23 protein-coding genes and 1 tRNA gene are annotated in these 22297 nt (G+C 63.5%); 10 read left to right on the forward strand and 14 right to left on the reverse strand.

Annotated elements, in window-relative coordinates:
• Positions 1 to 296: 296 nt before the first annotated feature.
• A complete protein-coding gene (locus A9K66_RS27700; protein WP_067330074.1) occupies positions 297 to 563 on the forward strand; it encodes a helix-turn-helix transcriptional regulator in 267 nt (88 codons plus the stop codon).
• A 176-nt stretch (positions 564 to 739) separates the two neighbouring features.
• The gene (locus A9K66_RS27705) at positions 740 to 1198 is read left to right on the forward strand and encodes a YbaK/EbsC family protein (RefSeq protein ID WP_067330215.1); all 459 of its coding nucleotides are present in this window, start codon (positions 740 to 742) and stop codon (positions 1196 to 1198) included.
• A 44-nt stretch (positions 1199 to 1242) separates the two neighbouring features.
• Here the strand turns inward: A9K66_RS27705 and A9K66_RS27710 are convergent.
• The 5 genes from A9K66_RS27710 to A9K66_RS27730 all read right to left on the reverse strand — a co-directional run bounded on the left by A9K66_RS27710 (position 1243) and on the right by A9K66_RS27730 (position 6062).
• Positions 1243 to 1319, reverse strand: a tRNA-Pro gene (locus tag A9K66_RS27710).
• A gap of 54 nt (positions 1320 to 1373) precedes the next feature.
• A complete protein-coding gene (locus tag A9K66_RS27715; protein WP_067330218.1) occupies positions 1374 to 2621 on the reverse strand; it encodes an O-antigen ligase family protein in 1248 nt (415 codons plus the stop codon).
• A gap of 65 nt (positions 2622 to 2686) precedes the next feature.
• Positions 2687 to 4219 (reverse strand): undecaprenyl-phosphate glucose phosphotransferase, encoded by a 1533-nt coding sequence (locus tag A9K66_RS27720; protein WP_067330077.1) that lies wholly within the window; start codon positions 4217 to 4219, stop codon positions 2687 to 2689.
• A 140-nt stretch (positions 4220 to 4359) separates the two neighbouring features.
• Positions 4360 to 5490: a glycosyltransferase gene (locus A9K66_RS27725; protein WP_067330081.1), complete on the reverse strand. Its 1131-nt coding sequence runs from the start codon at positions 5488 to 5490 to the stop codon at positions 4360 to 4362.
• Between the two features lie 8 nt (positions 5491 to 5498).
• Positions 5499 to 6062 (reverse strand): polysaccharide biosynthesis/export family protein, encoded by a 564-nt coding sequence (locus A9K66_RS27730; protein ID WP_067000804.1) that lies wholly within the window; start codon positions 6060 to 6062, stop codon positions 5499 to 5501.
• A 262-nt stretch (positions 6063 to 6324) separates the two neighbouring features.
• Between A9K66_RS27730 and A9K66_RS27735 the strand changes: the two genes are divergently transcribed.
• Complete coding sequence (locus tag A9K66_RS27735) at positions 6325 to 8529, forward strand: exopolysaccharide transport family protein (protein ID WP_067330084.1); 2205 nt, start codon at positions 6325 to 6327, stop codon at positions 8527 to 8529.
• A gap of 54 nt (positions 8530 to 8583) precedes the next feature.
• Here the strand turns inward: A9K66_RS27735 and A9K66_RS27740 are convergent, their stop codons facing one another.
• The gene (locus tag A9K66_RS27740; protein WP_067330088.1) at positions 8584 to 9813 is read right to left on the reverse strand and encodes a GNAT family N-acetyltransferase; all 1230 of its coding nucleotides are present in this window, start codon (positions 9811 to 9813) and stop codon (positions 8584 to 8586) included.
• 81 nt (positions 9814 to 9894) lie between these two features.
• On the opposite strand from A9K66_RS27740, the gene A9K66_RS27745 reads away from it, so the two are divergent.
• Positions 9895 to 10953 carry a polysaccharide deacetylase family protein gene (locus tag A9K66_RS27745; RefSeq protein ID WP_067330091.1) on the forward strand — a complete coding sequence of 353 codons (1059 nt, stop codon included), beginning with the start codon at positions 9895 to 9897 and terminating at the stop codon, positions 10951 to 10953.
• Positions 10954 to 10965: 12 nt separating this feature from the next.
• Here the strand turns inward: A9K66_RS27745 and A9K66_RS27750 are convergent, their stop codons facing one another.
• Together A9K66_RS27750 and A9K66_RS27755 are read right to left on the reverse strand one after the other, a co-directional pair.
• A complete protein-coding gene (locus tag A9K66_RS27750; RefSeq protein ID WP_067330095.1) occupies positions 10966 to 11370 on the reverse strand; it encodes a hypothetical protein in 405 nt (134 codons plus the stop codon).
• 92 nt (positions 11371 to 11462) lie between these two features.
• Positions 11463 to 11678 carry a DUF2842 domain-containing protein gene (locus A9K66_RS27755; protein WP_067330098.1) on the reverse strand — a complete coding sequence of 72 codons (216 nt, stop codon included), beginning with the start codon at positions 11676 to 11678 and terminating at the stop codon, positions 11463 to 11465.
• A 152-nt stretch (positions 11679 to 11830) separates the two neighbouring features.
• Here A9K66_RS27755 and A9K66_RS27760 point away from each other — a divergent pair, with 152 nt between their 5' ends.
• Positions 11831 to 12922, forward strand: a complete 1092-nt coding sequence (locus tag A9K66_RS27760) for a COX15/CtaA family protein (RefSeq protein ID WP_082954115.1) — start codon at positions 11831 to 11833, stop codon at positions 12920 to 12922.
• Positions 12923 to 12944: 22 nt separating this feature from the next.
• Here A9K66_RS27760 and argC read toward each other — a convergent pair whose 3' ends face one another.
• Positions 12945 to 13877: an N-acetyl-gamma-glutamyl-phosphate reductase gene (argC, locus tag A9K66_RS27765; RefSeq protein ID WP_067330105.1), complete on the reverse strand. Its 933-nt coding sequence runs from the start codon at positions 13875 to 13877 to the stop codon at positions 12945 to 12947.
• 29 nt (positions 13878 to 13906) lie between these two features.
• On the reverse strand, positions 13907 to 14908 hold the full coding sequence (gene speB, locus A9K66_RS27770; RefSeq protein WP_067000830.1) for an agmatinase: 1002 nt from the start codon (positions 14906 to 14908) through the stop codon (positions 13907 to 13909).
• Between the two features lie 231 nt (positions 14909 to 15139).
• Here speB and A9K66_RS27775 point away from each other — a divergent pair, with 231 nt between their 5' ends.
• Positions 15140 to 16198 (forward strand): glycerophosphodiester phosphodiesterase family protein, encoded by a 1059-nt coding sequence (locus tag A9K66_RS27775; RefSeq protein WP_067330108.1) that lies wholly within the window; start codon positions 15140 to 15142, stop codon positions 16196 to 16198.
• 202 nt (positions 16199 to 16400) lie between these two features.
• Here A9K66_RS27775 and A9K66_RS27780 read toward each other — a convergent pair whose 3' ends face one another.
• The gene (locus A9K66_RS27780; protein ID WP_067330112.1) at positions 16401 to 17273 is read right to left on the reverse strand and encodes an aldo/keto reductase family oxidoreductase; all 873 of its coding nucleotides are present in this window, start codon (positions 17271 to 17273) and stop codon (positions 16401 to 16403) included.
• A gap of 95 nt (positions 17274 to 17368) precedes the next feature.
• Between A9K66_RS27780 and A9K66_RS27785 the strand changes: the two genes are divergently transcribed.
• Complete coding sequence (locus A9K66_RS27785; protein ID WP_067330115.1) at positions 17369 to 18277, forward strand: LysR family transcriptional regulator; 909 nt, start codon at positions 17369 to 17371, stop codon at positions 18275 to 18277.
• A 58-nt stretch (positions 18278 to 18335) separates the two neighbouring features.
• On the opposite strand, the gene rpsI is transcribed toward A9K66_RS27785, so the two are convergent.
• The 3 genes from rpsI to A9K66_RS27800 all read right to left on the reverse strand — a co-directional run bounded on the left by rpsI (position 18336) and on the right by A9K66_RS27800 (position 19963).
• Positions 18336 to 18812, reverse strand: a complete 477-nt coding sequence (rpsI, locus tag A9K66_RS27790; RefSeq protein ID WP_066989448.1) for a 30S ribosomal protein S9 — start codon at positions 18810 to 18812, stop codon at positions 18336 to 18338.
• The gene (rplM, locus tag A9K66_RS27795) at positions 18812 to 19276 is read right to left on the reverse strand and encodes a 50S ribosomal protein L13 (protein ID WP_066989450.1); all 465 of its coding nucleotides are present in this window, start codon (positions 19274 to 19276) and stop codon (positions 18812 to 18814) included. Before rplM ends, rpsI begins: the two co-directional genes overlap by 1 nt.
• A gap of 225 nt (positions 19277 to 19501) precedes the next feature.
• Positions 19502 to 19963 carry a PaaI family thioesterase gene (locus A9K66_RS27800; RefSeq protein ID WP_067330118.1) on the reverse strand — a complete coding sequence of 154 codons (462 nt, stop codon included), beginning with the start codon at positions 19961 to 19963 and terminating at the stop codon, positions 19502 to 19504.
• 148 nt (positions 19964 to 20111) lie between these two features.
• Between A9K66_RS27800 and A9K66_RS27805 the strand changes: the two genes are divergently transcribed.
• Genes A9K66_RS27805 through A9K66_RS27815 form a run of 3 tightly spaced genes read left to right on the forward strand, consistent with a single transcriptional unit; the run spans position 20112 to position 22273 of the window.
• Positions 20112 to 20933, forward strand: a complete 822-nt coding sequence (locus A9K66_RS27805) for an enoyl-CoA hydratase (protein WP_067330120.1) — start codon at positions 20112 to 20114, stop codon at positions 20931 to 20933.
• Positions 20934 to 20978: 45 nt separating this feature from the next.
• On the forward strand, positions 20979 to 21755 hold the full coding sequence (locus tag A9K66_RS27810; RefSeq protein ID WP_067330124.1) for an AAA family ATPase: 777 nt from the start codon (positions 20979 to 20981) through the stop codon (positions 21753 to 21755).
• Complete coding sequence (locus A9K66_RS27815; RefSeq protein WP_066989458.1) at positions 21752 to 22273, forward strand: CoA-binding protein; 522 nt, start codon at positions 21752 to 21754, stop codon at positions 22271 to 22273. The genes A9K66_RS27810 and A9K66_RS27815 overlap by 4 nt, the downstream gene beginning before the upstream one ends.
• Positions 22274 to 22297 lie beyond the last annotated feature (24 nt).

A 22297-nucleotide genomic window follows, 5' to 3' on the forward strand; every position in this document is an offset into this window, starting at 1 on the left:
GATCCTCTTCAAAGGGGCTGGCGTCGCCCGCCTTCCGGCAAGCGACGAGAGCTAACGAATCGGAGTGGGCAAAATGCCGGCGGGTGCGGCCTTCGGCGCTTCAAAAGATCTTGATTGGGCTTCGCGCCACCTTACATGTCGGTGGCCTGCGGCCTCGGCTCCCAGCCGATGACCACGGTCACGATGGCGTGACGGCCAAAACGGCCTCTTGGCAAATCATCCGTTAACGGCCATTCTCCCGCCCGTCTCAGGCAACGCCACATTTCATCTGTGTTGTTTCATCCCAAGGAGTTGCCATGCCCAACACCGCAAGAAACGCTGTTTCCAACAACATCATTGCCGCGTCCGGCCTCAATCCGCTGAAAGCCGTCCGCGAAACGAGGGGATATACGATTGAGGAGCTTTCCTTGACCTGCGGCCTGGCCGTGGGCGAGATCGTCGACATCGAGGACGGCAAGGATGCCGACCCCGCCAAGCTCAGGCGTATCGCTTCCGCGCTGCAAGTGCCGGAAGAGGAATTGATCATGATGCCGACCGAAGAGAATCGGCCCACACAGCAATAGAGACGCCGAAGCGTCCGCGAAAAAAGCCCGCCATGGCCCGCCCTGGCGGGCTTTTTGCGCCTTCCACAGATGGTCCCCTGGCCCTTGCCAACTGCCAGCGCGCCATGCGGCAATCCCGGCCGCTGCCACGATTCGGCGGCATCGAGTGGCCAACATGCCTGATTGAGGTTTCGCTCATGAGCTTGGAATCGGTCCGCGCCTTCTTTGCCGAACACGCTCCCGACATCGAGGTGCTGGTCACCGAAGCGAGCTCGGCGACCGTGGCACTGGCGGCCGACGCTCATGGCGTGCTGCCGGCGCAGATCGCCAAGACCATCTGCCTGCGCGTCGGCGAGGAGACCATGCTGGTCGTGACCAGCGGCACTGCCAGGCTCGACAACCGCAAATGCAAGGACACGCTCGGCGGCAAGCCGCGCATGCTCGACGGCGAACAGGTGCTTGCCGCGACCAGCCACCCGCCGGGCGGCGTCTGCCCCTTCGGTCTGCCGACGCCGCTGCCGGTCTTTTGCGATGTGACGCTGCGGGCCTTCGACGAGGTCGTTCCCGCCGCCGGCGCGACGAATGCCGCCGTGCGGATTTCGCCGCAGCGGATGGCCGAACTTGTCGACGCCAAATGGGTCGACGTGTGCCAGTAGGGATTGGAGAGGACTTCTGGGGGACAAGTCTCAGGCTTGAAAAATGGTCGGAGTGGCCGGATTCGAACCGACGACCCCTTGACCCCCAGTCAAGTGCGCTACCGGGCTGCGCTACACTCCGGACCGGGTGGCGATGTATCGTGAGAACCCCGTGCGGGTCAACCGAATTCGGCGGCTATTTCGCCGATGACTGTGCCGCAGCAGGGACGGCGCGCGCCAACCGCAATTCCTTCTGGTGCCGGTATTCCAGCGCGATCGCGCCCCAGATCAGCCCGAGCAGCAGATAGAGATGGCGCCAGTGATCGATGTCGATGAAGGTGCCGAGCCCGATATTGCCGAGATAGGCGACGTAGGCGCAAAGCAGATAGGGCTGCCAGGGACGGGCGCGCAGGAGGATGCGGAAGCCAGCGCAGATCGTCCACAGGGTCAGCGTCAGGAACGAGACGAAGCCCAGCCAGCCATAGTCCATCAGCGCCTTCAGCCAGATGTCGTGCGTGTCCTCGCCGTAGATCGTGCCGAAGACCAGCGGGCCGATGCCGAACGGGTGTTCCAGTGCCAGCTGGAAGCCGATCGTATAGCGTGCGAAGCGGCCGAGGCGCGCGGTATCGTAGCTTTGCTCGAGATGCGCGCGCTGGGTGAACATGTCCGACACGCCGGGCAGCTGCAGGATGACGAGGATGGCGATGATCAGCAGCGCGAGCGCGGCTATCGTCATCACCACGACCCGCAGGCGGAACATGCCGCTGGCGCTCTGCAGGAAGAGGCAAGCGGTGAGCAGCACCGCCGAAACCGCGAACATGCCCCAGGCGCCGCGCGAGAAGGAGAAGAAGATGCCGGCGGTGATGATCAATAGCGGCACCGCCAGAAGCGGCATGCGTGATACAGGGCCGGTCAAGAGCAGATAAAGCAGGTAGGTGCCGGGCAGCACCAGGAACGGACCGAACACGTTCGGGTCCTGAAAGGCGCCGGCGGCGCGGTCGTATTTTGTGAACATCTCCGCGCCCGGAAAGGCATGGAAGTAGCCGGCTATTCCCAGCAGCGAGGTCGCCACAGCCGAGACCACATAGGCGATGAAGATCAGCCGGTAGAAGTCAGGCTGGACCGATGTCACCGAGGCGAAGAAGACCGCGCTGAAGGCGAGAAACAGCGAGACCGCCAGATAGAGCGGCGTGTTGGCGAGGTCCGCCATCTGCGTCATCGCGATCATGCCGCCGATGTTCATCGCCACCAACAGCACCAGCAGCGGCAATATCGCTCGCGATATTTTGAGGCCGAACAGCGCCCAGACGGCGATCAGCCCGGCCATGTAGAGCTCGTAGGGTGCCGGCTCGCTGATGACGAAGCCGGAAAGCAGGATGCCGACGACGATAGCGGCCGACGAGATCAGCGCGATCAGCTTTGCGTTGACCGCCTGTGGCGGCAACTGGTTGACCGCCTGGGGCGGCAACTTGCTGACCGCGTCCGCCGGCAACTCCTGCGCGAGCGCGCTCAATAGGCGTTTTCCGTGTTGAGCAGGCGGACGGGCGTCAGGAACAGGATGCGCAGGTCGAACAGCATCGACCAGTTCTCGATGTAGTAGAGATCGTATTCGGTGCGCATGCGGATCTTTTCATTGGTGTCCATCTCGCCGCGCCAGCCGTTGATCTGCGCCCATCCGGTGACGCCGGGCTTGACCTTGTGGCGGGCGAAATAGCCGTCGACCACCTCGTTATAGAGCAGGTTGTGCGACTGGGCGGCGATCGCATGCGGGCGCGGCCCGACCAGCGACAGCGAGCCGAACAGCGAGTTGAAGAACTGCGGCAGCTCGTCGATCGAGGTCTTGCGGATGAAGCGGCCGACGCGGGTGACGCGCGGGTCGTTCTTGGTCACCGTCTGCTTGGCGGTCGGGTCCGACCTGTCGATATACATCGACCGGAACTTGTAGACCTCGATGACCTCGTTGTTGAAGCCGTGGCGCTTCTGCTTGAACAGCACCGGCCCCTTGCTGTCGAGCTTGATGGCGATCGCGGTGGCGAGCATCACTGGCGAGAAGACGATGATGCCGACAAGCGAGAAGATGATGTCGAAGCTGCGCTTGGCGACCGAGTCCCAGTCGTTGATCGGCTTGTCGAAGATGTCGAGCATCGGCACGGAGCCGATGTAGGAATAGGCGCGCGGGCGGAACTGCAGCGCATTTGAATGCGCCGAGAGCCGGATGTCGACCGGCAGAACCCAGAGCTTCTTCAAAAGCTGCAGCACGCGCGATTCCGCCGTCAGCGGCAGCGACACGATCAGCATGTCTATGCGGGCGATGCGGGCAAACTCGATTAGCTCGGAAATGGTGCCGAGCTTCGGATAGCCGGCGACGATCGGCGGCGAACGCTTGTCGCCGCGGTCGTCGAAGATGCCGCAGATGCGAATGTCGTTGTACGGCTGCTTCTCGACCGAGCGGATCAGCATTTCGGCCGACTTGCCGCCGCCGACAATGAGCGCGCGGCGCTCCATGCGCCCGTCGCGCGCCCAGCGCCTGATCAGCCTGGACATCACCAGTCTGAGCCCGAAGATCAGCACGAAGCCGACCACGAACCAACTGCCGAACAGGAGGCGCGAATAGTCCTCCGAGGCCTTCACGGCGAAGGCCGTGAGAGCCATCAGCGCGAAGGTGCCGGCCCAGACGACGAGCACGCGGCCGAAATTGGCGAGGGGGCGCATCAGCGCCGCGATCTGGTAGCTGTCGCTGACGTCAAGCAGCACCACCGCCAGGAACGAAGCTGCCGCGATCGTCAGCGGATATTGCCAGGCGAGATAGTTGAAGAAGCCGACATAGTAGAAATAGAGGCAGATGCCTGACAGGAAGAGCACGGCGAATTCGACCATGCGCAGCACGCCGCTGACCATGATCGGCGACATCGTATCGCGCCGGTACTGCGAGGCGACCTGTCGCGCCACGTCATTGATGCCGGGCACTTGAGCTTCGGTCGGGCCGTCGAATTTGCGCACCGCTTCCATCGAAAAGCGGTGCGCGGGGTCGATCTCGTTCATGGGGATTGTCCGCGAGCTTCGCGCGAGTGAATAGCAAAAGAGAGCTAAGAAAGCCTTGAAACAACAGGTGGCTTTGAATGCGTGTTGTTGCTTGCGACGACTGGCGGTTTTTTTCACGCCTATAGCTAGATTAGTAAATTCTAAAGCTTTAGCGCCGCGAAGTAAGCCTTCTCGATCTCGGCCGCCATCACGTCGGCCCCGAATCGCGCTTTCAACTCGGGCTTTTGCGGCATCAGCTTGCGGTAGGCGCCGCGATCGTCGAAAGCCGTTCTGAGCCTGTCGGCAAGTTGGCGGGCATCGGGTCGGATCAGGGCAGGGGAGTCTTCGCCGAAGATCTCGGGAATGCCGCCCACGGCGGTGGCAATCATCGGCATGCCGGCTGCCAGCGCCTCGAGCACGATATAGGGCATTGCTTCCGCGCGGGACGGGACGACGATCAGCTCGGCCAGGGCGAAGGCTTCTCTGGCCGGCATCGGCGGCAGGAAGCGGACGTGGCCCTTCAGTCCGAGTCGCTCCACCTGAGCGTGGTAGCGTGGCAGGTCGTCGCCGGCACCGACCATCACCGCGCTTAGCCGGCGTCCGAGCTCCCTGCCGGCGCGCGCCAGCGCATCGATGAAGATGTCCGGGCCTTTGAGATCGCGCATCATGCCGATGTATATGAGATCGGCCGCATCAGCCGCCGGCGCCACCGGTTCGAACTCGACGGCCCGCAGGCCGTTATAGACCAGCCTGTTGGGGATGGGCGGCTCGCCGACCTTCCGTCGATAAGTTGTCCGCTCGTAGTCGGAAACGAACAGAAGGCAGTCGCTGAAGCGGGCCATGAAACGCTCCAGCGCGAAGAACAGCTTTCCGGTCGCCGTCGTTTCGTCATAGTGCAGCGAGCCGCCATGCGGCGAATAAAGGCGGGCCACGCGAGACCTTGAAACCCGCAACAGTGAGCCGAACAGACGGGCATAGGCGCCACCCTTGGCGCCATGCCCGTGCAGCACGTCCGGCCGCAATTCCTTGATGATTTGATAGGTGCGCCAGGCCGCGGCGATGTCGCCCGGTCCGATATGGCGCTGCATCGGCGTGCGATGGATGCCGAGCGCCAGGCGCTCCTTCATCGCTCCGAACAGCCGCTCCTCATAGTCCCCGCCCGTGGTCGAATCGCAGACGATGCCCACGGAATGGCCGGCGGCGACCTGCGCCTCGGTCAGGTCGCGCACATGCCGGAAGATTCCCCCGACAGGTGAGCGGAAGCAGTGGACGATCCGAAGGTGAGCCGCCACGTTGATTTTCAGAACAGGCGTTCGCGGACGTAGACGGTGTCGCCGGGCAGGAGCGGATCGGATGTCTGCACCCTGCCGGTCATCACCTTGCCGTTGATATCGCGGGTGATGTCGACGCTTTCCTGGTTGGCGCGCGGCGTGAAGCCGCCGGCGATCGCGATCGCCTTCTGCACCGTCAATCCCGGCACATAGGAATATTGCCCTGCGGCGCCGACTTCCCCCATCACGAAGATCGGCCGGTAGCGGTCGATCTCGACCGAGACGTCGGGATCGCGCAGATATCCCTGGCGCAATTTATCGGCGATTTCCTTTTCGAGCTGCTGGGCGGTGTGGCCGCGCGCCGGCACGGCGCCGACGAGCGGGAAGGAGATGTAGCCGGATTGGTCGACGCTGTAGGTGTTGGTCAGCCCGTCCTGCTCGAACACCGTGACGCGGATGCGGTCGCCGGCGCCGAGTCTGTATGGCTGGTCGAGCACTTCATGAAAGGCGGCGGGCGCCGGCCGGTAGCTGGAACAGCCGGTAAGCAGCGACAAGGCGAGCATGGCGCGAAAGAGATGAGCAGTGCTTTTCATGATCGGACACGAACCTTCGTCGCTCTCGCCACCGGTGAGGCGGCCAACCCCAGGAAGTGCGCCCGTTATCATCCTGTTAGGGTTAATGGTCGGTAAAGGATGGGCCTTAGACTCATCGGCTGCTGGCAAAAAAGCCAATTGTTCTATTGCTTTCGCAGGACGTTCTTTGAGTGCGTTCTATAAGTACGCATCCTGATCTTAACGGCTGAGTTACCATAGTTGTTTACGGTCCATCCTCGACTCAAAGTTCGGAGCAGGATGCATGTCCGTTCAGTCCGCGGCCGCAGATGTCGATGTCGACCTGAGACAGCTCTTCGCCAGCCTGGCGAGGAATTGGCTGCGCATTGTTCTCATCACGCTTGTCGTGACCGGGCTGGCGTTTGCCTTCGCCTGGCTGGCCACGCCGCAATATAAGGCAGTGGCCAAGCTGGAGATCGGGCCGCGCGAATCGATCTTCACGCGGCCGGCCGGCACAACCAACGACGACAAGCCGGCAACCGACGAGGAGGCGGTGGCCACCGAGGTCCAGATCATATCCTCGCCCGATATCCTCAAGAAGGTTGCCTCGGACCTCAACCTGGAAAAACTGCCGGAATTCGACGAAGCGCTGAGGATGTCGGCGCTCAGTCGCGCGCTTGTGCTTGTCGGCCTGAAGAGCGATCCCTTCGACATCCCGCCGGAAGAGCGCGTGCTCAAGGCAATGCACGATAAGCTCAACGTCTACGGCGTTGAAAAATCCCGCGTAATTGCCGTTGAGTTCTCCTCGAACGATCCAAAGCTCGCCGCCCAGGTCGCGGACGCCATTGCGCAGGCCTACCTTGCCTCAAAAGGCAGTGCGAAGATGGAATCGAACACCGCCGCCACAGGCTTCCTCGGCCCGGAAATCACCGATCTGCAGAACCGGGTGAAGGATGCCGAAGCCAAGGTTGCCGCCTATCGCGCGCAATCCGACCTGTTGATGGGCGGCAACAATTCGGTGCTCGCGACCCAGCAGCTCTCGGAACTGTCGAGCGAGCTTTCACGGGTGCGCGCCAACCGCGCCGCCGCCGAGGCGACCGCCGACAGCGTGCGCAAGGCGCTGCAGAATGGCGGCACGCTCGACAGCGTGCCGGAAGTTCTGTCTTCCGAGCTGATCCAGCGCCTGCTCGAGCGGCAGGTAGAGCTCAGGACCAATATTGCCGATCTGTCGACGACGCTGCTCGACAACCATCCTCGCATCCGGGCGCTGAAGTCGCAGCTTGCCGATCTCAACGGCCAGATCCGCAACGAGGCGCAGAAGATCCTCAAGGGATTGGCGACTCAGGCACAGACCGCCAAAGCTCGTGAGGACCAGCTGGTCCAGGAGGTCAACACGCTGAAAGCCGCTTCGGCCCGTGCCGGCGAGCAGCAGGTGGAGCTCGATGCGCTGCAGCGCGACGCCAATGCCCAGCGCCAGCAGCTCGAATCCTATATGGCAAGCTACCGCGAGGCGGCTTCGCGCGCGGACCGCAACTATCTGCCGGTCGACGCCCGTCTGCTTTCGAAAGCACAGGTGCCGACCGAACCGTATTTCCCGAAGATCGGCCCGATCACTGGTGCTGCCGCCGCCGCGTCGCTGCTGCTGATGGCGATCAGCACGCTTCTGAGGGAATTGTTCTCCGGCCGTGCCATGCGTCCGGCCGCCGGAGCCCGATTCGAGCCGATCGAACAGGTGGCGATGCCGGTGGCGCGCACCGAACCGGCGCTCGCCGATGCCGAAGATGAAGCTAGCGACGATTCGGTCGCTGACGAGCGGATCGGGCAGGGCACCGTCATGGAGGCAGCGCCTGCCGAGCCGGTAGATCCACCAGACCCGGCACAGCCCGAAGCGCGCCGGTCATGGCAGCCGAGACTTGGCGAGATCGATGTCGAGAAGGCGGCGGAAAAGCTGATTGCCTCGGGTGCCGCGCGCGCCATCTTTGTCTCCCCGGAAGGTGACGAGGCCGCCGCCACCGCCGTGCTGGTGGCGCGCGAAGTGTCGGATGCGGGCCTGCGGGTGCTCCTGCTCGATCTCACCGCCTCGGGCGCCGCCTCGCGCCCGATGCTGGACAGCGGACTGCTTCCCGGCATCACCAATCTGCTGGCCTCCGAGGCGCAGTTCAGCGACGTCATCCATCCCGATCTCTATTCGGACGCGCATGTGATTCCGGTCGGTACCGCCGATCCTATCCGCGCCATGCGCGCCGCCGACCGGCTGCCGATCATCATGCAGTCGCTGACCACGGCTTACGACCTCGTCGTCGTCGAATGCGGCCCTGCCGACGCACAAGGCATCGGCCGTCTGGTTGGCGATGGCACGGAAGTCTTCCTGTCGATGCTCGAAGCCGATGACGAGGTCACGCAGGCGGCGGTCAAGCTGATCGAGAATGGTTATCCGGACGTCACGCTGGTCACGCCGGTTGGCTATGAACCGGGAGATCCGTTGCCCGGACGCCGGTCGGCGGCCTGAGCAGATATCGCCCGCGAAGTGCTCGGATTTGAGTCTCGGGCTGACGGTCGACGGTCAGGCGTCGTCCTCGGCAACAATAGGGGCGGCCTGTCCGGCAGCCTTCCGGCGCAAGCTTTTGGTCAGTGTCCACACCGTCGGATTGTTCTTGATGAAGGCCTTCGCCCGCGCGCCTTGCCGCAGCCCTGTGGCTAGCACGCGACCTTTCAGCGTCAGCGGCATCAGCACCTCGAAATGCCGGACCTCAATGTCGCACCAGAGCCGCTTGTAGGGCTCGTCGCCGACCGAGAAATCATAGAGGTCGAAGCCTTGCTCGCAGGCTTCCTGGATGTTGTCGAAGAACAGGAAGTCGCCGGGGCTGGTGAAGGCGAGATCATCCTCGGCGATCGCGCCGAACTCGCAGATCAGGCGCTTGCCTGAGCGGCTGGAGCCGGTAACGGCGCGAAGTTTTCCCGCTACCTCCAGCCCGTGCAGCAGGAAGGATGGCTCCTGCTCGGCAAGCGCATCGGCAAACAGCGCCCGGAAGAAGGCGCGCACGCCTTCATCGCCGAACACGTTGGCGATGCCCATCTTGGCGAAGCGCGCCTGCTTCATGTCGAAGAAAGCGTCGAGCAACCTGTCGACCTCCTTGCGGCTTCGCCCCTCGATACGGCGGAAGCTGCCGACGGCCTCGAACTTGCGCGTCTGCGAGCGGTGCTTCTTGCGCTTCCGCTTGCCGCTCGCGCGGCTGAGCAGCGCCTCGAAGCCGCCATCGAGGTCGACGGCCAGCGCAAGGTTAGGGCTCGCAAAATTGGGCAACGCGGCGAGCGGGTTGGCGGTGCCGTCGAGATCGGGCAGCAGCCGCTCCAGCGAAACGAGGTCGATGTCGGGCCGTGCCGTGGCGATTGACGAGAGCAGGGAGCGGATCGCAGGACCGTTTACAGCAGGCAAAAGCCGTGGGTCGGTTGCGGGGAAATTGCCGTTGGCATGACGTCCGCCGGCGAGACGAGCGACGCGGAACGGGCCGTTTCGGACCACTTCCAGCGCCAGCGAAAGAGCCGGTCGACCCTCGATGCTTAGCGTGGCGACCGCCATATCGGCTTTGGTCTTGGCCGCCCAGTTGCTCACCCAGGACGCGCTCTGCGCCGGAGCAAACAGCGCTGAAGCGCAGAATTCCGCATAGCCCGCAAGACCGGTGCCATCGGTCACCGCCGCCGTCAGTCTGCCTCGGCTCGAGGCAGGCGCACGCGCCGGCGCTTCGTTGGCAGCGACGCGATTGCCGTCAAATGACGCGGCGGCGTCAACCATCCCTCAATCCTTAAGACGTATTGGTTGCAACCTGGGGTTCGCGTAGGTCCTTGGATGAGCCTAGGCGCAAAAGGTGAAGGAATGATCGACGGGGCCGAGGCAATCCGGAAGCTGGCGTTGAACGTTGCCCGCTACACCGGTCTCGCTCCGCTGGCGAGGCCGTTTGTCGGCGGCATCGGTGCCATCTTGATGTTGCATCGCGTGACCGCGACGCCCGAGAAGCCGAACAGCGTCAATCGCCATCTGAACATCGCCCCTGCCTTCCTCGACAAGCTGATCGCCGACATGAAGGAAAGGGGCTATGCCTTTGTTGCCCTTGATGAAGCGATCGAACGCATCGAAGCGGGCGGCAAACACGGCCAGTTCGCCACCATCACCGCCGACGATGCCTATCGCGACAACATGACGGAGGCGCTGCCGGTATTGGAGAAGCACGGTGCGCCGATCACCATCTATGTCGCGCCCGGCCTGATCGACGGTGCCGTCGACCTGTGGTGGGAAGTCATCGAGGATATCGTCGACACCGGCTCACACCTGACGCTGAAGACTGCGAGAGGATCGAAGGTCGTCGATTGCTCGACACCCGGCCGAAAGATCCAGGCGATTGCAAGGCTGAACGCGTGGTTGACCCTGGAGGTCCCGGAGGAACAGCAGTGCGCCGCGCTGCGTGAACTGGCGCGCTCCAACGGCATCGAGCTCGGCACCGGCCGCTCCGGCACCCTGATGAACTGGGATGAGATTCGCAGGGTGGCCGCCCATCCGCTGGTGACGATCGGCGCGCACACCGTCAACCACCGCAACCTCAAGCGGTTGTCCGAGGCGGAAGCGCGTCACGAGATCGGCGACGTCCGCCGTATCCTCATGGAACGGCTGGGCGCAGAGCCGCGCCACTTCGCTTACCCCTACGGTTATGCCAGTGCGGTTGGCTGCCGCGAGGTCGGCTTCGCTCGTGATGCCGGCTATGTCTCGGCGGTGACGACCCGGCATGGCGTCCTGAGAGCCGAGCATGCCGGCTTCCTGCATGCGCTGCCGCGCATCTCCGTCAACGGCCGCTACCAGAGCGTCGCCCATATCCGCACGATGCTGTCGGGTGTGACGACGCCGCTTGCCAATGCCGGCAAGATGGTCGTGACCATTTAGCCCGAAGGGGCGTCAGCATCTGTGGAAATAGCGGTAGGTGTCCGGCGCGCTCATCCATTTGAGCTGTGACGCAAGCCCGCCATGCGCGTTGATCCAGCCTCGGATGTCGGCAGCATAGGCATTCCACAAGACGGCGGTCATGTCGGTGCGGTGCGCCAGATGGAAGCCGAAGCTTGCCGCAGGCATCACGCAGATGCGGCTGCGGGGAATGTAGCCGAGCAGCACCGTGCAGGCCGACTGGCATTTGCCGACGATGCGGACATTGACGCCGCGCGCGGCGAGCCCCTTCCAGCGCTGGCTGTACGCGGCGACGCTGCCGCCATGATCGTCCGACACGTTGATGGTTTCGGCGGCTGCCATCGAGGCCGCCATGCAGGCGATGATCAGGATCAATCCTGCGAACGCGGCTTTTGGCATGACGCAAGCCCTCCCTGCCATGCGGTCAAGCCAGGCAAGCTAGTCCCATGCGCAATCACGTATGAATCACGTTAGCGTTGGCGCGGCCGCGCTCAGCCCTTCTGAGGCGGCTCCAGGATCAGCCATTTGATGATGCCCATCGCCGGCAGCACCCAGAGCAAGCCGCTGAGCAGGAAGAACAGGAAATGCGCCAAGGAGCCGTATTCGGCGAGCCTTGTGACCGCGATGGCCGAGGCGATCAGCGCGTAGATGACGACCAGCGCCACCAGCAGGATGGTTCCGATCAGCTTTTTCAGGCGAATGGGCATGTCGCGGTCCCGTTGACCCGCCTCGCTTAGGCCGATTGGGGAGCGGGCGCAACCGCCGCGGGCCGGCGCGACGGCGTGCCGCGCTGTCCGGTCTTGCCAGCCGGGCGGCCATGGTCCACCAATCCCGCGATTTCAACTGCCGGGAAACTCCCATGGCCGCCATAACCACCACGGCCCCATACGCCGCCCGCGACCGCGATCTGCACAACCGCGCGCTGGTGCGCGGCTGGCTCTATTTCGTGCTGGTCGTGCTGGCCGCGCTGGTGCTGGTCGGCGGCGCCACAAGGCTCACCGGTTCCGGCCTGTCGATCACCGAATGGCAGCCGATCCACGGCGTGATCCCGCCGCTCAACGATGCCGAATGGCAGGAAGAGTTCCAGCGCTACCAGCAGATCCCCCAATATACAGAGCTCAACAAGGGCATGAGCTTAGAAGCTTTCAAGTCGCTCTTCTGGTGGGAATGGGTGCACCGCATCCTCGCCCGCAGCGCCGGCGCGGTCTTCGCATTGCCGCTGCTGTTCTTCTGGGCGACGCGCCGCATCGAACGCGGCCTCGGGCCGAAGCTTCTAGGTATACTTCTGCTCGGCGGCCTGCAGGGGGCCATCGGCTGGTGGATGGTGGCCTCGGGTCTAGTCGACCGTGTCTCGGTCAGCCAGTACCGGCTGGCGACGCATCTGACGCTCGCGGCGCTAATCTTCACCGCCACCATGGTTGTCGCGCGAGGATTGGCGCCGCACTCCGAGCGCGCCGCCGACCGCTCGACCCAGCGGCTTGCCGGCGCGATCGTGCTCTTGGCACTGATCCAGATCTATCTCGGCGGCCTGGTTGCCGGCCTCCACGCCGGTCTCTCCTACAACACCTGGCCGCTGATGGACGGCAAGGTGATCCCGGCCGATCTCCTGCTCTTGAAACCTGCCTGGCTGAATTTCTTCGAGAACCCGAAGACGGTGCAGTTCGTGCACCGGCTCGGCGCTTACACGCTCTTTGCGGTGGCGCTCTGGCACATGATCGCCACCTGGCGGCGTCAGCCCGGCACCACGCATGCCCGCCGCGCCACGCTGCTGTTCCTGCTGGTGCTGGCGCAGGCCTCGATCGGCATCGGCACGCTTTTGATGCAGGTGCCGCTGCATATGGCGCTGACCCATCAAGGCGTCGCGCTGATCGTGCTCGGCTTCGCCGCCGCGCACTGGCGCGGCACCAAGGGTGCCTATCCGCTGTCGACCGAGATCGCCGTCAGAGGCTGAGGCGCGCCTTGCGCATCGTCGCTCAGTGCTTGATGCCGAGCATCAGGTCCAGATTCTGCACGGCAGCGCCGGAAGCACCCTTGCCGAGATTGTCGTAGACGGCCAAAAGCAGCGCCTGCGCCCGCTCGTCATTGGCGAACACATAGATCTTCATCCGGTTGGTGCCGTTATAGGCCTCCGGATCGATCTCCGGCATGCGCTCCATATGCGTATAGGGCGCAACCTCGACCACGCCGCCGCCGACCGACGCATAGTGATCGGCGATCGCCGCATGAAGCTCCGCGCCGCTCGGCACACGGTTGAGGCCGCCGAGCTGCAACGGCACCACCGTGATCATGCCTTGCGCGAAATTGCCGACGGCGGGCTGCATGATCGGATCGTGCGACAGCTTCGCGTAGGTCCTGAGCTCCGGCACATGCTTGTGCTGCAACGTGAGCCCATAGGGCAGGAATTCAGGCGCGTCCTCGCCCTTGCCGACATAGTCCTCGATCATCGGCCGGCCGCCGCCGGAATAGCCGGAGATGCCGTTGACGGTGACGGGGAAATCGGCAGGCAGCAGGCCGGCCGAGACCAGCGGACGCAGCGTCGCGATAGGGCCCTGCGGCCAGCAGCCGGGATTGGCGATGCGTTTTGCGCTGGCGATCTTGTTGGCCTGATCCTTGTCCATCTCGGCAAAGCCATATTCCCAGCCTTCGGCCACACGATGCGCGGTCGAAGCGTCGATGACCTTGGTCGTATCGTTCTCGATCAGCGATACGCTTTCCTTGGCCGCGGCATCCGGCAGACAGAGGATCGCGACATCGGCGGCGTTGAGGAATTCGGCCCTGGCCGCGGCTTCCTTGCGGCGATCGGCGGGAATGGAGATGATCTCCAGGTCGCCGCGGTCGGCCAGCAGCGCCCTGATCTGCAGGCCTGTCGTGCCATGTTCGCCGTCAATGAAGATTTTCGGTTTCATCGGTTGCCAAAATCCCTGCAATTTCAGAGCTATATGCCTTGCGCGTTATGTAGCACGGCATGAGTGCCGTTGTTCAGGTCGTCGAGCCGCGCCTTCCTTTCGGCCACCAGGCCGAGATAGTGCATGGCGATGATCGATCCGGCGATCGCCGTAATATCGGCATGATCATAGGCCGGCGCAACCTCGACGACGTCGGCGCCGACGATATCGATCTGGCCGAGTTGGCGCAGCGTCGAAAGCATCTTGGCCGAAGACGGGCCGCCGGCCACAGGCGTGCCGGTGCCCGGCGCGAACGCCGGGTCGAGGCAATCGATGTCGAAGGTAAGATAGGTCTTCCTGCCGCCTGTGCGCTCCACGATCGCGTAGGCGATGTCGGAGGCGCGCATCTCCTCGACTTCATGGCCGTAAATGATCTTGATGCCGAACGTGTCCGGCGCATGGGTGCGGATGCCGATCTGGATCGAGCGGTCTGGATCGATGACGCCTTCTTTGACCGCGCGGGCGACGAAGGAGCCGTGATCGATGCGCCTGCCGTCGTCCGGCCAGGTGTCCTGATGCGCGTCGAACTGCACCAGGGCCAGCGGCCCATGGATCGCTGCATGCGCCTTCAGCAGCGGCCAAGTGACGAAATGATCGCCGCCGAGCGTCAAAAGAAATGCGCCTGAGCTCAGGATCTTGGCCGCCTCGCGCTCGATCGTACCGGGCGTCTTCTGGTGGTTGCCGCTGTCGAGCAGGCAATCGCCGTAGTCGACCACGGCGAGCTGTTCGAACAGGTCGCGCGAGAACGGATATTGCGGATCGTTGTCGAGGATCGCCGAGGCGCGGCGAATCGCCTGCGGCCCGAAGCGCGCGCCGGGACGATTGGTGACCGCGGCGTCGAAGGGAATGCCCCACACGACGGCGTCCGCGCCCTTCGCATCCTTCGTATATTTGCGCCGCATGAACGACAGCGCGCCGGCATAGGTCGGCTCGAGCGACGCCCCCGTTTTGGAACGGGCGGTGAAGGCGTGGTCGATCTCTTGGTTCGCCATTACGGGTCCTCGGTTGTCATCGGGGAGCCACAACTACAGAACCGGCACGCAACTTGCCAGTCACAGCTTGCCGATATCGAGCGGCGCTCGAGGAGTGCCACGGCAACACAGGATTTGTCTCGCATGACGCCTCGCCAAACAAATTTGAGCAAACAGCTAGCCGGCTTCGTTCACCTCCCTGTCATGGGCATCGCCTAACCGGGTCCCGACCCGGAACGGAGCGATTCCCCGATGCGAACACTCTGGCTGAGCCTTCTTCTGTCCGCCGCGCTTGCGACTGCCTCGAGTCAAACCTTAGCCGGTGAGACGCGCGCCGCCCAAATCCTCGACCGCTTCGAACACGCCAACCAGTGGCGCGATCATGTGATGATCGCGGCGCATCGGGCCGGCAGCATGCAGGCCGGCAAGACGCTTTATGCCGAGAATTCGCTTGCCGCGGTCGAGGACTCGATCGCGATCGGCGCCGAGATCGTCGAGGTCGATGTGAGGCGCTCGAAGGACGGCGCGTTCGTCATCATGCATGACAGCTGGCTCGACCGCACCACGAACTGCAAGGGCGAGGTGGTGGAATATACGCTGGCGGAGCTGAAGAAGTGCCGGCTGGTGATCGAGGGCACCGGCGCCGTCACCAGCGAGCCGGTGTTGACGCTGCGCGAGATGCTGCTGACGACCAGGGACAGGATCCTGATCAATCTCGACAACAAGCTGGAGGTGACGGACCTGCCAGGCATGATCGCGGTCGCCCGCGATCTCGGCATGGCCGATCAGGTGATCGTCAAGGAGAACCTGTGGAACCAGGCGCGCATTGAAGCCGCGAAGGCCGCGCTCGCCCAGGCGGGCAGTGGCTTCCAGTTTATGCCGATCCTTGCCGATGGCGCCGTGCACGATGCCGCCTTTGCCGTCGAGGTCGACAAGGCGTTCGCGCCACGCGCTATCGAGCTGATCAACTGGCGCAACGGCGCCGAGACGTTGACCGCAAACGGCGGCCCGCTGTTCAGCACGCGCATGCGGGCTACAGCCGTCCGCGGCGACTGGCACCTCTGGGCCGATACTTATGCCATAGTCAACAAGCCGGGCGGCTTCCTTGCCGGCGGCCGTGGCGACGAGCTGGCGGTCGCTGCCAGCCTGCCGCGCGAGGCTTGGGGTTTCTGGGTCGATCGCGGCGCCACCATCATCCAGACCGACGAGCCAAAAGCGGCGATCGAATGGCTGGCTGCCAATGGCTATCGCGTACCGTACACGACGGACATCAAGCAAGCCGAGTCGGCGCATACGGCCAGTATTAATTAAGCTGACGTCGGCGCTTCACCCCGCCCGGCGCTTCGCGCCGACCTCCCCATCGAGGGAGGTAGAGCGTCGTGCCAACCTGCCGTCGCCGCATGCCTGCGACATCCATGAAATGCTAAACCAGTGTTTGAGCGTAAAGCGGGGCGCCTTACCTCCCCTTGATGGGGAGGTCGCGCCGCAGGCGCGGGCGGGGTGCTGCGCCAACCTACGCCGCTTTCGCCACCCCATTCAACTCGCGCAGCACATCCGCCGACAGCTCCAGCTCCGCTGCCGCAAGGTTCTCGCGCAGATGCCCGACCGACGACGTGCCCGGGATCAAAAGGACGTTGGGGGAACGCTGCAACAACCACGCCAGCGCAACCTGCATCGGCGTCGCGCCGAGCCGCTCGGCCACGCCGGACAGCGTCGACGATTGCAACGGGCTGAAGCCGCCAAGCGGAAAGAACGGCACATAGGCGATGCGGTGGCGCGCCAGTTCATCGATCAGCGCGTCGTCGTCGCGATGCGCCAGATTGTACTGGTTCTGCACACAGACGATGTCGCAAATCTTGCGGCCTTCCTGGATTTGCGCTCGGGTGACGTTGCTCAAGCCGATATTGCGCACCAGGCCCTTGCGCTGAAGCTCGGCGAGCTTGGTGACCTGCGCCTCGATGGAGCCCTCCGCTGGACCATGCATCCCGAACATGATGCGCAGATTGACGACGTCCATCACCTCGAGGCCAAGATTGCGAAGATTGTCGTGTACGGCCTGTTCGAGTTCATCGGCTGTGAAGGCCGGCAGCCAGGAGGCGTCTTCGCCACGACGGGCGCCGATCTTTGTGACGATGGTGAGGTCGTCGGGGTAGGGCGATAGCGCCTCGCGGATCAGCTTGTTGGTGACGTGAGGACCATAATAATCGCTGGTGTCGATATGGTTCACGCCTTGCGCTATCGCTTCGCGCAGCACGGCGATGGCCGCGTCATGGTTCTTTGGCGGACCGAACACTCCTTTGCCTGCGAGCTGCATGGCGCCGTAGCCGAGGCGGCGGACCGAGCGGTCGCCGAGTTTATAGGTGCCGGGTTTGTTTACGCTGGACATCGTGCTTCTCCTTCGTTGCCGGCGAGGGAGATAAGGCATAGCCGCTGTCCCGATAACCAGCTATATTCGGCACAGCTTGTACGAAATTTGGGACAATGGCGGCCGAACTCAACGATCTCCAGGCATTCATGGACGTGGCGCGCGCCGGCGGCTTTCGCGAAGCAGCTCGCGCCACGGCCGGCAGCGCGTCAGCGCTCAGCGAAGCCATCCGCCGTCTGGAAACCCAACTCGGTGTTAGGCTCTTCAACCGCACCACGCGCAGCGTTGCTTTGACCGAGGCTGGTGCCAGCCTGCTGGCGCGGCTAGGGCCCGCATTGGGCGAGGTAGAAGCTGCGCTCGATGTGGTGAACGGCTTTCGCGACCGGCCCGCCGGAACCTTGCGTCTCAACGTGCCGATAAGCGCCTCGCGGCTGGTGCTGCCCAAAATCGTTCCGGGATTTCTCGCGGCCTATCCCGCCATTCGCCTGGAGGTGATCGCCGAGGAGAACTTTGTCGATGTGCTGGTGGCCGGCTGCGACGCCGGAATCCGCTATGACGAGCGGCTGGAGCAGGACATGATCGCGGTGCCGATCGGACCGCGCGCGCAGCGCTTCACGACCTCCGCCGCGCCGTCCTACCTTGACCGGCACGGTCGACCGCAGCACCCGCGCGACCTGCTTGGCCATGCCTGCGTGCGCGGCCGCTTTCCGAGCGGGGTCATGACGCCCTGGGAGTTCGAGCGGGACGGCGAGGTGGTGCGGGTCGATCCCACGGGGCCATTGGTCGTCAGCATCGGTGGTGGCGTCGATCTCGCTGTCGATGCGGCGATCGCCGGCGTCGGCATCCTTTGGCTCTTCGAGGACTGGGTGCGCCCGTATTTCGACAGCGGCGTTCTGGAACCTGTGCTCCAGCCCTGGTGGCAAAGCTTCTCGGGGCCGTTTCTTTATTACCCTGGCCGGCGCTTGGTGCCGGCACCGCTGCGCGCGTTCATCGACTACATAAAGACGCCGGCCGGGCACTGGTGACGGAAACAAAAAAGCCGCCCGGAGGCGGCCTTTTCGAAATGCTTGGACTTCGCAGCGCTTAGCGCTTCGAGAACTGGAAGCTGCGGCGGGCCTTGGCCTTGCCGTACTTCTTGCGCTCGACCACGCGGCTGTCGCGGGTGAGGAAGCCGCCCTTCTTGAGCACCGAACGCAGGCCCGGCTCGTAATAGGTCAGCGCCTTGGAGATGCCGTGACGCACGGCGCCCGCCTGGCCGGAGAGACCGCCGCCGATGACGGTGGCGACGATGTCGTACTGGCCGGCGCGGTTGGCGGCGACGATCGGCTGGTTGAGGATCATCTGCAGCACGGGCCGCGCGAAATAGGTCGCGAATTCCTTGTCGTTGACGATGATCTTGCCGGAGCCCGGCTTCACCCAGACGCGCGCGATGGCGTTCTTGCGCTTGCCGGTGGCATAGGCGCGGCCCGATTTGTCGAGCTTCTGGACATGGACAGGCGCGGCCGGCTGCGCGGCGGTCGTGACAGTCCCGAGTTCTGCGAGCGAGGAAAGCTCAGCCATTACGAGGCCCTCTTGTTCTTGGAGTTCAGCTTGGCCACGTCGAGCGTGACGGGCTGCTGGGCAGCGTGCGGATGCTCAGTGCCTGCATAGACGCGGAGATTCTTCATCTGGCGGCGGCCAAGCGGGCCGCGCGGGATCATGCGTTCGACAGCCTTCTCGACGACGCGCTCGGGGAAGCGGCCCTCGAGCAGCTGGCGCGCGGTGCGCTCCTTGATGCCGCCGGGATGGCCGGTGTGCCAGTAATAGACCTTGTCGGTGTACTTCTTGCCGGTGAACACCACCTTGTCGGCATTGATGACGATGACATTGTCGCCATCATCGACATGCGGGGTGAAAGTGGGCTTGTGCTTGCCGCGCAGATGGTTGGCGATGACAGTGGCAAGGCGGCCGACGACGAGACCCTCGGCGTCGATCAACACCCACTTCTTCACCACATCCGCAGGCTTCTGCGAAAAGGTAGCCATGGTTTTGCTCTCAGGTTGACCGTCCTATCCGCAAACGGCAGGAACAGGCGTTTTTTGTTGCTTGAATTGACGGAGAGGCCAAGCCGTCCGGCAATAACAAAACGGCGGCCCTTGCGGCCGCTGTTTCGTGACGGCTTATAGGCGAGGGCGCCGGATGCGTCAAGCCAAGCGGAAACTCTACTGGCGCTGAAAATAAAGCAAAAACAACCAATTGGCGAAACGGTATTATTTTACCTCATCCATTCGCTTCGGCGGGATCGAATAGGTCCCGGTGGCGTGGGCCACCGTGTGCCGGTCGGCCCCGGCGACGATGTCGATGTCGAAGACCATCAGGCTCTTTCCGAGCTTGAGGATACGGCAATGGCCGTCGATCGGTCCGGCCTCTGCCTTGCGCATGAAGTTGATGTTGAGATTGGTCGTCACCGAAAGCGCATCCGGCCCGGCATGGCTGAGCACGCACACATAGCCGCCAATGTCGGCAAGCGTGAACAGCGCGGGACCCGAGACGGTGCCGCCGGGGCGCAGATGGCGCTGGTCGGCATTGAGCCGCACCGTGCAGCCGCCCGGAAACACTTCCAGCGCCTCATAGAAGGAGAACTGGTCGTTGAGCTGCGGATAGACGTTTGCCATCAGCGCGTTGACTTCGGCCGAGGTCAGCACCGGCTTGAGATTGCTTTGAGCGGGCATGCGCGAGTCCTATATACGGGAAGTTCCAGGCGGCGCGCCTGGACCAAACGGTGCCACGGAGAAAACACGTCTCGCGGCTGTTCTTCAATCGGCAGCATGTTAGTTCTGTTGCTCCATAACCCGGGACCGCTGATCGAGAGGTTCAAAAATGGCCGAAGTCGTTGCTATCAAGCCCGCCGTCGCCGACGGCCCGGTTCTTGTCAGCCAAGACAAGGGCGTGCTGCGCCTCACTCTTGCAAGCCCGCCGGCCAACGCGCTGTCGCTGGCGACGATGGCGGCGCTGCAGGCCGAGTTCGACCGCGTGAAGGACGACAAATCCGTACGCGTCATCATCCTGGCAGCGTCAGGCAAAGTGTTTTGCGCCGGCCACGACCTCAAGGAAATGACGGCGCACCGCGCCGAACCGGATCGCGGCCGCGCCTTCTTCGAAATGACCTTTGTCGCCTGCGCAAAGCTGATGCAGACCATCGTGCGCCATCCGAGGCCGGTGATCGCCGAGGTCGACAGTCTGGCTACGGCGGCCGGATTGCAGCTTGTCGCGAGCTGCGACCTCGCCATCGCCTCGCACGAAGCGACCTTCTGCACGCCCGGCGTCAATATCGGCCTGTTCTGCTCGACGCCGATGGTTGCGCTGTCGCGCAACGTCTCGCGCAAGCAGGCGATGGAAATGCTTCTCACCGGCGAGACGATCGATGCGGCGACGGCCAAGGAGTTCGGTCTCATCAACCGGATCGTGCCGCGCGAATATCTGAATCAGGTTGTCAACAAATACGCGCAAACGATTGCTTCAAAATCGTCTTTGGTGGTCAAGACCGGCAAGGAGGCGTTCTACGCCCAGGCCGAAATGGGGCTGGCTGACGCCTACGCCTATACCGGCCGCGTGATGGTGGAAAACATGCTGGCGCGCGACGCCGAGGAGGGCATCGGCGCTTTCATTGGCAAGCGCAAGCCGGAATGGGCCGACGAATAATTGACCCGAGAATGCAGCGCGCTTTTTCATGATTGAAGGTCCGACGTGGCTGCCCGCAAGCAACTGACGCGGCTGAAAGCGCCCTATCTCAAGCGCATTCTGCTTGAGCCTTCGCGCGTCACGGATTGGGATGGATATCCATGGAGCCTGCCGATCTTCCGGGATCGCGAATTCGAGTTCGAATTCACGTCGGCCATCACCATCATCGTTGGCGAGAACGGCACCGGCAAATCGACGCTGCTCGAAGCCATCGGCGCGCTGGCCGGCTATGACGAGGCCGGCGGCGGCAAAGGCTATATGCCCGTCGACCACTCAGGCGCCATCGACAAGAGTGGCGGGGCACTTGCCGCTGCGCTGCGCTGCCATTGGCTGCCGAAGGTCACCGCGGGCTGGTTCTTCCGGGCGGAGTCCTTTTACTCCGTGGCTCGTTATCTTGACCAGGCGGCGCTGGAGTCTGGCGGAGCGCCGCCGGACTTCCTGTCATGGTCGCATGGCGAAGGGTTCATCCGCTTCTTCGAGGAACGCTGCCGACGACAGGGCATCTACATCCTCGACGAGCCCGAAAGCGCGCTCTCGCCGACGCGCCAGATCGAGTTGCTGAAGCTGCTTCAGCGCATGGAGCGGTCCGGCACCGCGCAGGTGATCATGGCGACGCACTCGCCGTTGCTGATGGCCTGCCCGAACGCGCGGCTCTTCCGCATCAGCCGCTTCGGCCTCGATCTGATTGATTTTCAGGACACCGATCATTTTCGCATGATGCGTGACTTCTGCAGCGATCCGGCTGCCTTTCTCGCCGATGCGCTGTATGAGGACGAGCCATGAATCACGACGCCTACGACAACAGCTACATTGCCGGCATTCTGAACTCGGTGAAGACCATTGCCATGGTCGGCGCCTCGCCCAACGACGTGCGGCCGAGCTATTTCGTGCTGAAATATTTGCTGGCCAAGGGTTTTTCGGTGTTGCCGATCAATCCCGGTCATGCCGGCAAGCAGATCCTTGGACAGACGGTCTATGCCAGCCTGGCCGACCTGCCGCATCCGGTCGATATGATCGACATTTTTCGCGGCTCGGCCGCTGTCCCTGGCATCGTCGAGCAGGTACTGAAGCTCGATCCGCTGCCGAAGGTCGTTTGGATGCAGCTAGGTGTTCGCCATGACGAGGCCGCCGCGCGCGCCGAGGCAGCCGGCATCAAGGTGGTCATGAACCGCTGTCCCAAGATCGAATATGGCAAGCTGTCGGGCGAGATCGGCTGGACCGGCGTCAACTCCGGCGTGCTATCGTCGAAGAAGCCATTGATGCGCAAGGGTTTCCAGAGTTTTGGCGTGCGCCAGAAATAGACGGACAACCAGGCGCGCAAAATT

Source organism: Mesorhizobium sp. AA23 (assembly GCF_001672435.1).
In the GTDB taxonomy this organism is placed as follows: Bacteria; Pseudomonadota; Alphaproteobacteria; order Rhizobiales; family Rhizobiaceae; genus Mesorhizobium.

Coding starts and splice junctions, on each gene's coding strand:
- A9K66_RS27700 (WP_067330074.1), top strand. CDS start 297: ATGCCCAACACCGCAAGAAACGCTGTTTCCAACAACATCATTGCCGCG.
- A9K66_RS27705 (WP_067330215.1), top strand. CDS start 740: ATGAGCTTGGAATCGGTCCGCGCCTTCTTTGCCGAACACGCTCCCGAC.
- A9K66_RS27720 (WP_067330077.1), bottom strand. CDS start 4,219: ATGAACGAGATCGACCCCGCGCACCGCTTTTCGATGGAAGCGGTGCGC.
- A9K66_RS27730 (WP_067000804.1), bottom strand. CDS start 6,062: ATGAAAAGCACTGCTCATCTCTTTCGCGCCATGCTCGCCTTGTCGCTG.
- A9K66_RS27735 (WP_067330084.1), top strand. CDS start 6,325: ATGTCCGTTCAGTCCGCGGCCGCAGATGTCGATGTCGACCTGAGACAG.
- A9K66_RS27740 (WP_067330088.1), bottom strand. CDS start 9,813: ATGGTTGACGCCGCCGCGTCATTTGACGGCAATCGCGTCGCTGCCAAC.
- A9K66_RS27745 (WP_067330091.1), top strand. CDS start 9,895: ATGATCGACGGGGCCGAGGCAATCCGGAAGCTGGCGTTGAACGTTGCC.
- A9K66_RS27750 (WP_067330095.1), bottom strand. CDS start 11,370: ATGCCAAAAGCCGCGTTCGCAGGATTGATCCTGATCATCGCCTGCATG.
- A9K66_RS27755 (WP_067330098.1), bottom strand. CDS start 11,678: ATGCCCATTCGCCTGAAAAAGCTGATCGGAACCATCCTGCTGGTGGCG.
- A9K66_RS27760 (WP_082954115.1), top strand. CDS start 11,831: ATGGCCGCCATAACCACCACGGCCCCATACGCCGCCCGCGACCGCGAT.
- argC (WP_067330105.1), bottom strand. CDS start 13,877: ATGAAACCGAAAATCTTCATTGACGGCGAACATGGCACGACAGGCCTG.
- speB (WP_067000830.1), bottom strand. CDS start 14,908: ATGGCGAACCAAGAGATCGACCACGCCTTCACCGCCCGTTCCAAAACG.
- A9K66_RS27775 (WP_067330108.1), top strand. CDS start 15,140: ATGCGAACACTCTGGCTGAGCCTTCTTCTGTCCGCCGCGCTTGCGACT.
- A9K66_RS27780 (WP_067330112.1), bottom strand. CDS start 17,273: ATGTCCAGCGTAAACAAACCCGGCACCTATAAACTCGGCGACCGCTCG.
- A9K66_RS27785 (WP_067330115.1), top strand. CDS start 17,369: ATGGCGGCCGAACTCAACGATCTCCAGGCATTCATGGACGTGGCGCGC.
- rpsI (WP_066989448.1), bottom strand. CDS start 18,812: ATGGCTGAGCTTTCCTCGCTCGCAGAACTCGGGACTGTCACGACCGCC.
- rplM (WP_066989450.1), bottom strand. CDS start 19,276: ATGGCTACCTTTTCGCAGAAGCCTGCGGATGTGGTGAAGAAGTGGGTG.
- A9K66_RS27800 (WP_067330118.1), bottom strand. CDS start 19,963: ATGCCCGCTCAAAGCAATCTCAAGCCGGTGCTGACCTCGGCCGAAGTC.
- A9K66_RS27805 (WP_067330120.1), top strand. CDS start 20,112: ATGGCCGAAGTCGTTGCTATCAAGCCCGCCGTCGCCGACGGCCCGGTT.
- A9K66_RS27815 (WP_066989458.1), top strand. CDS start 21,752: ATGAATCACGACGCCTACGACAACAGCTACATTGCCGGCATTCTGAAC.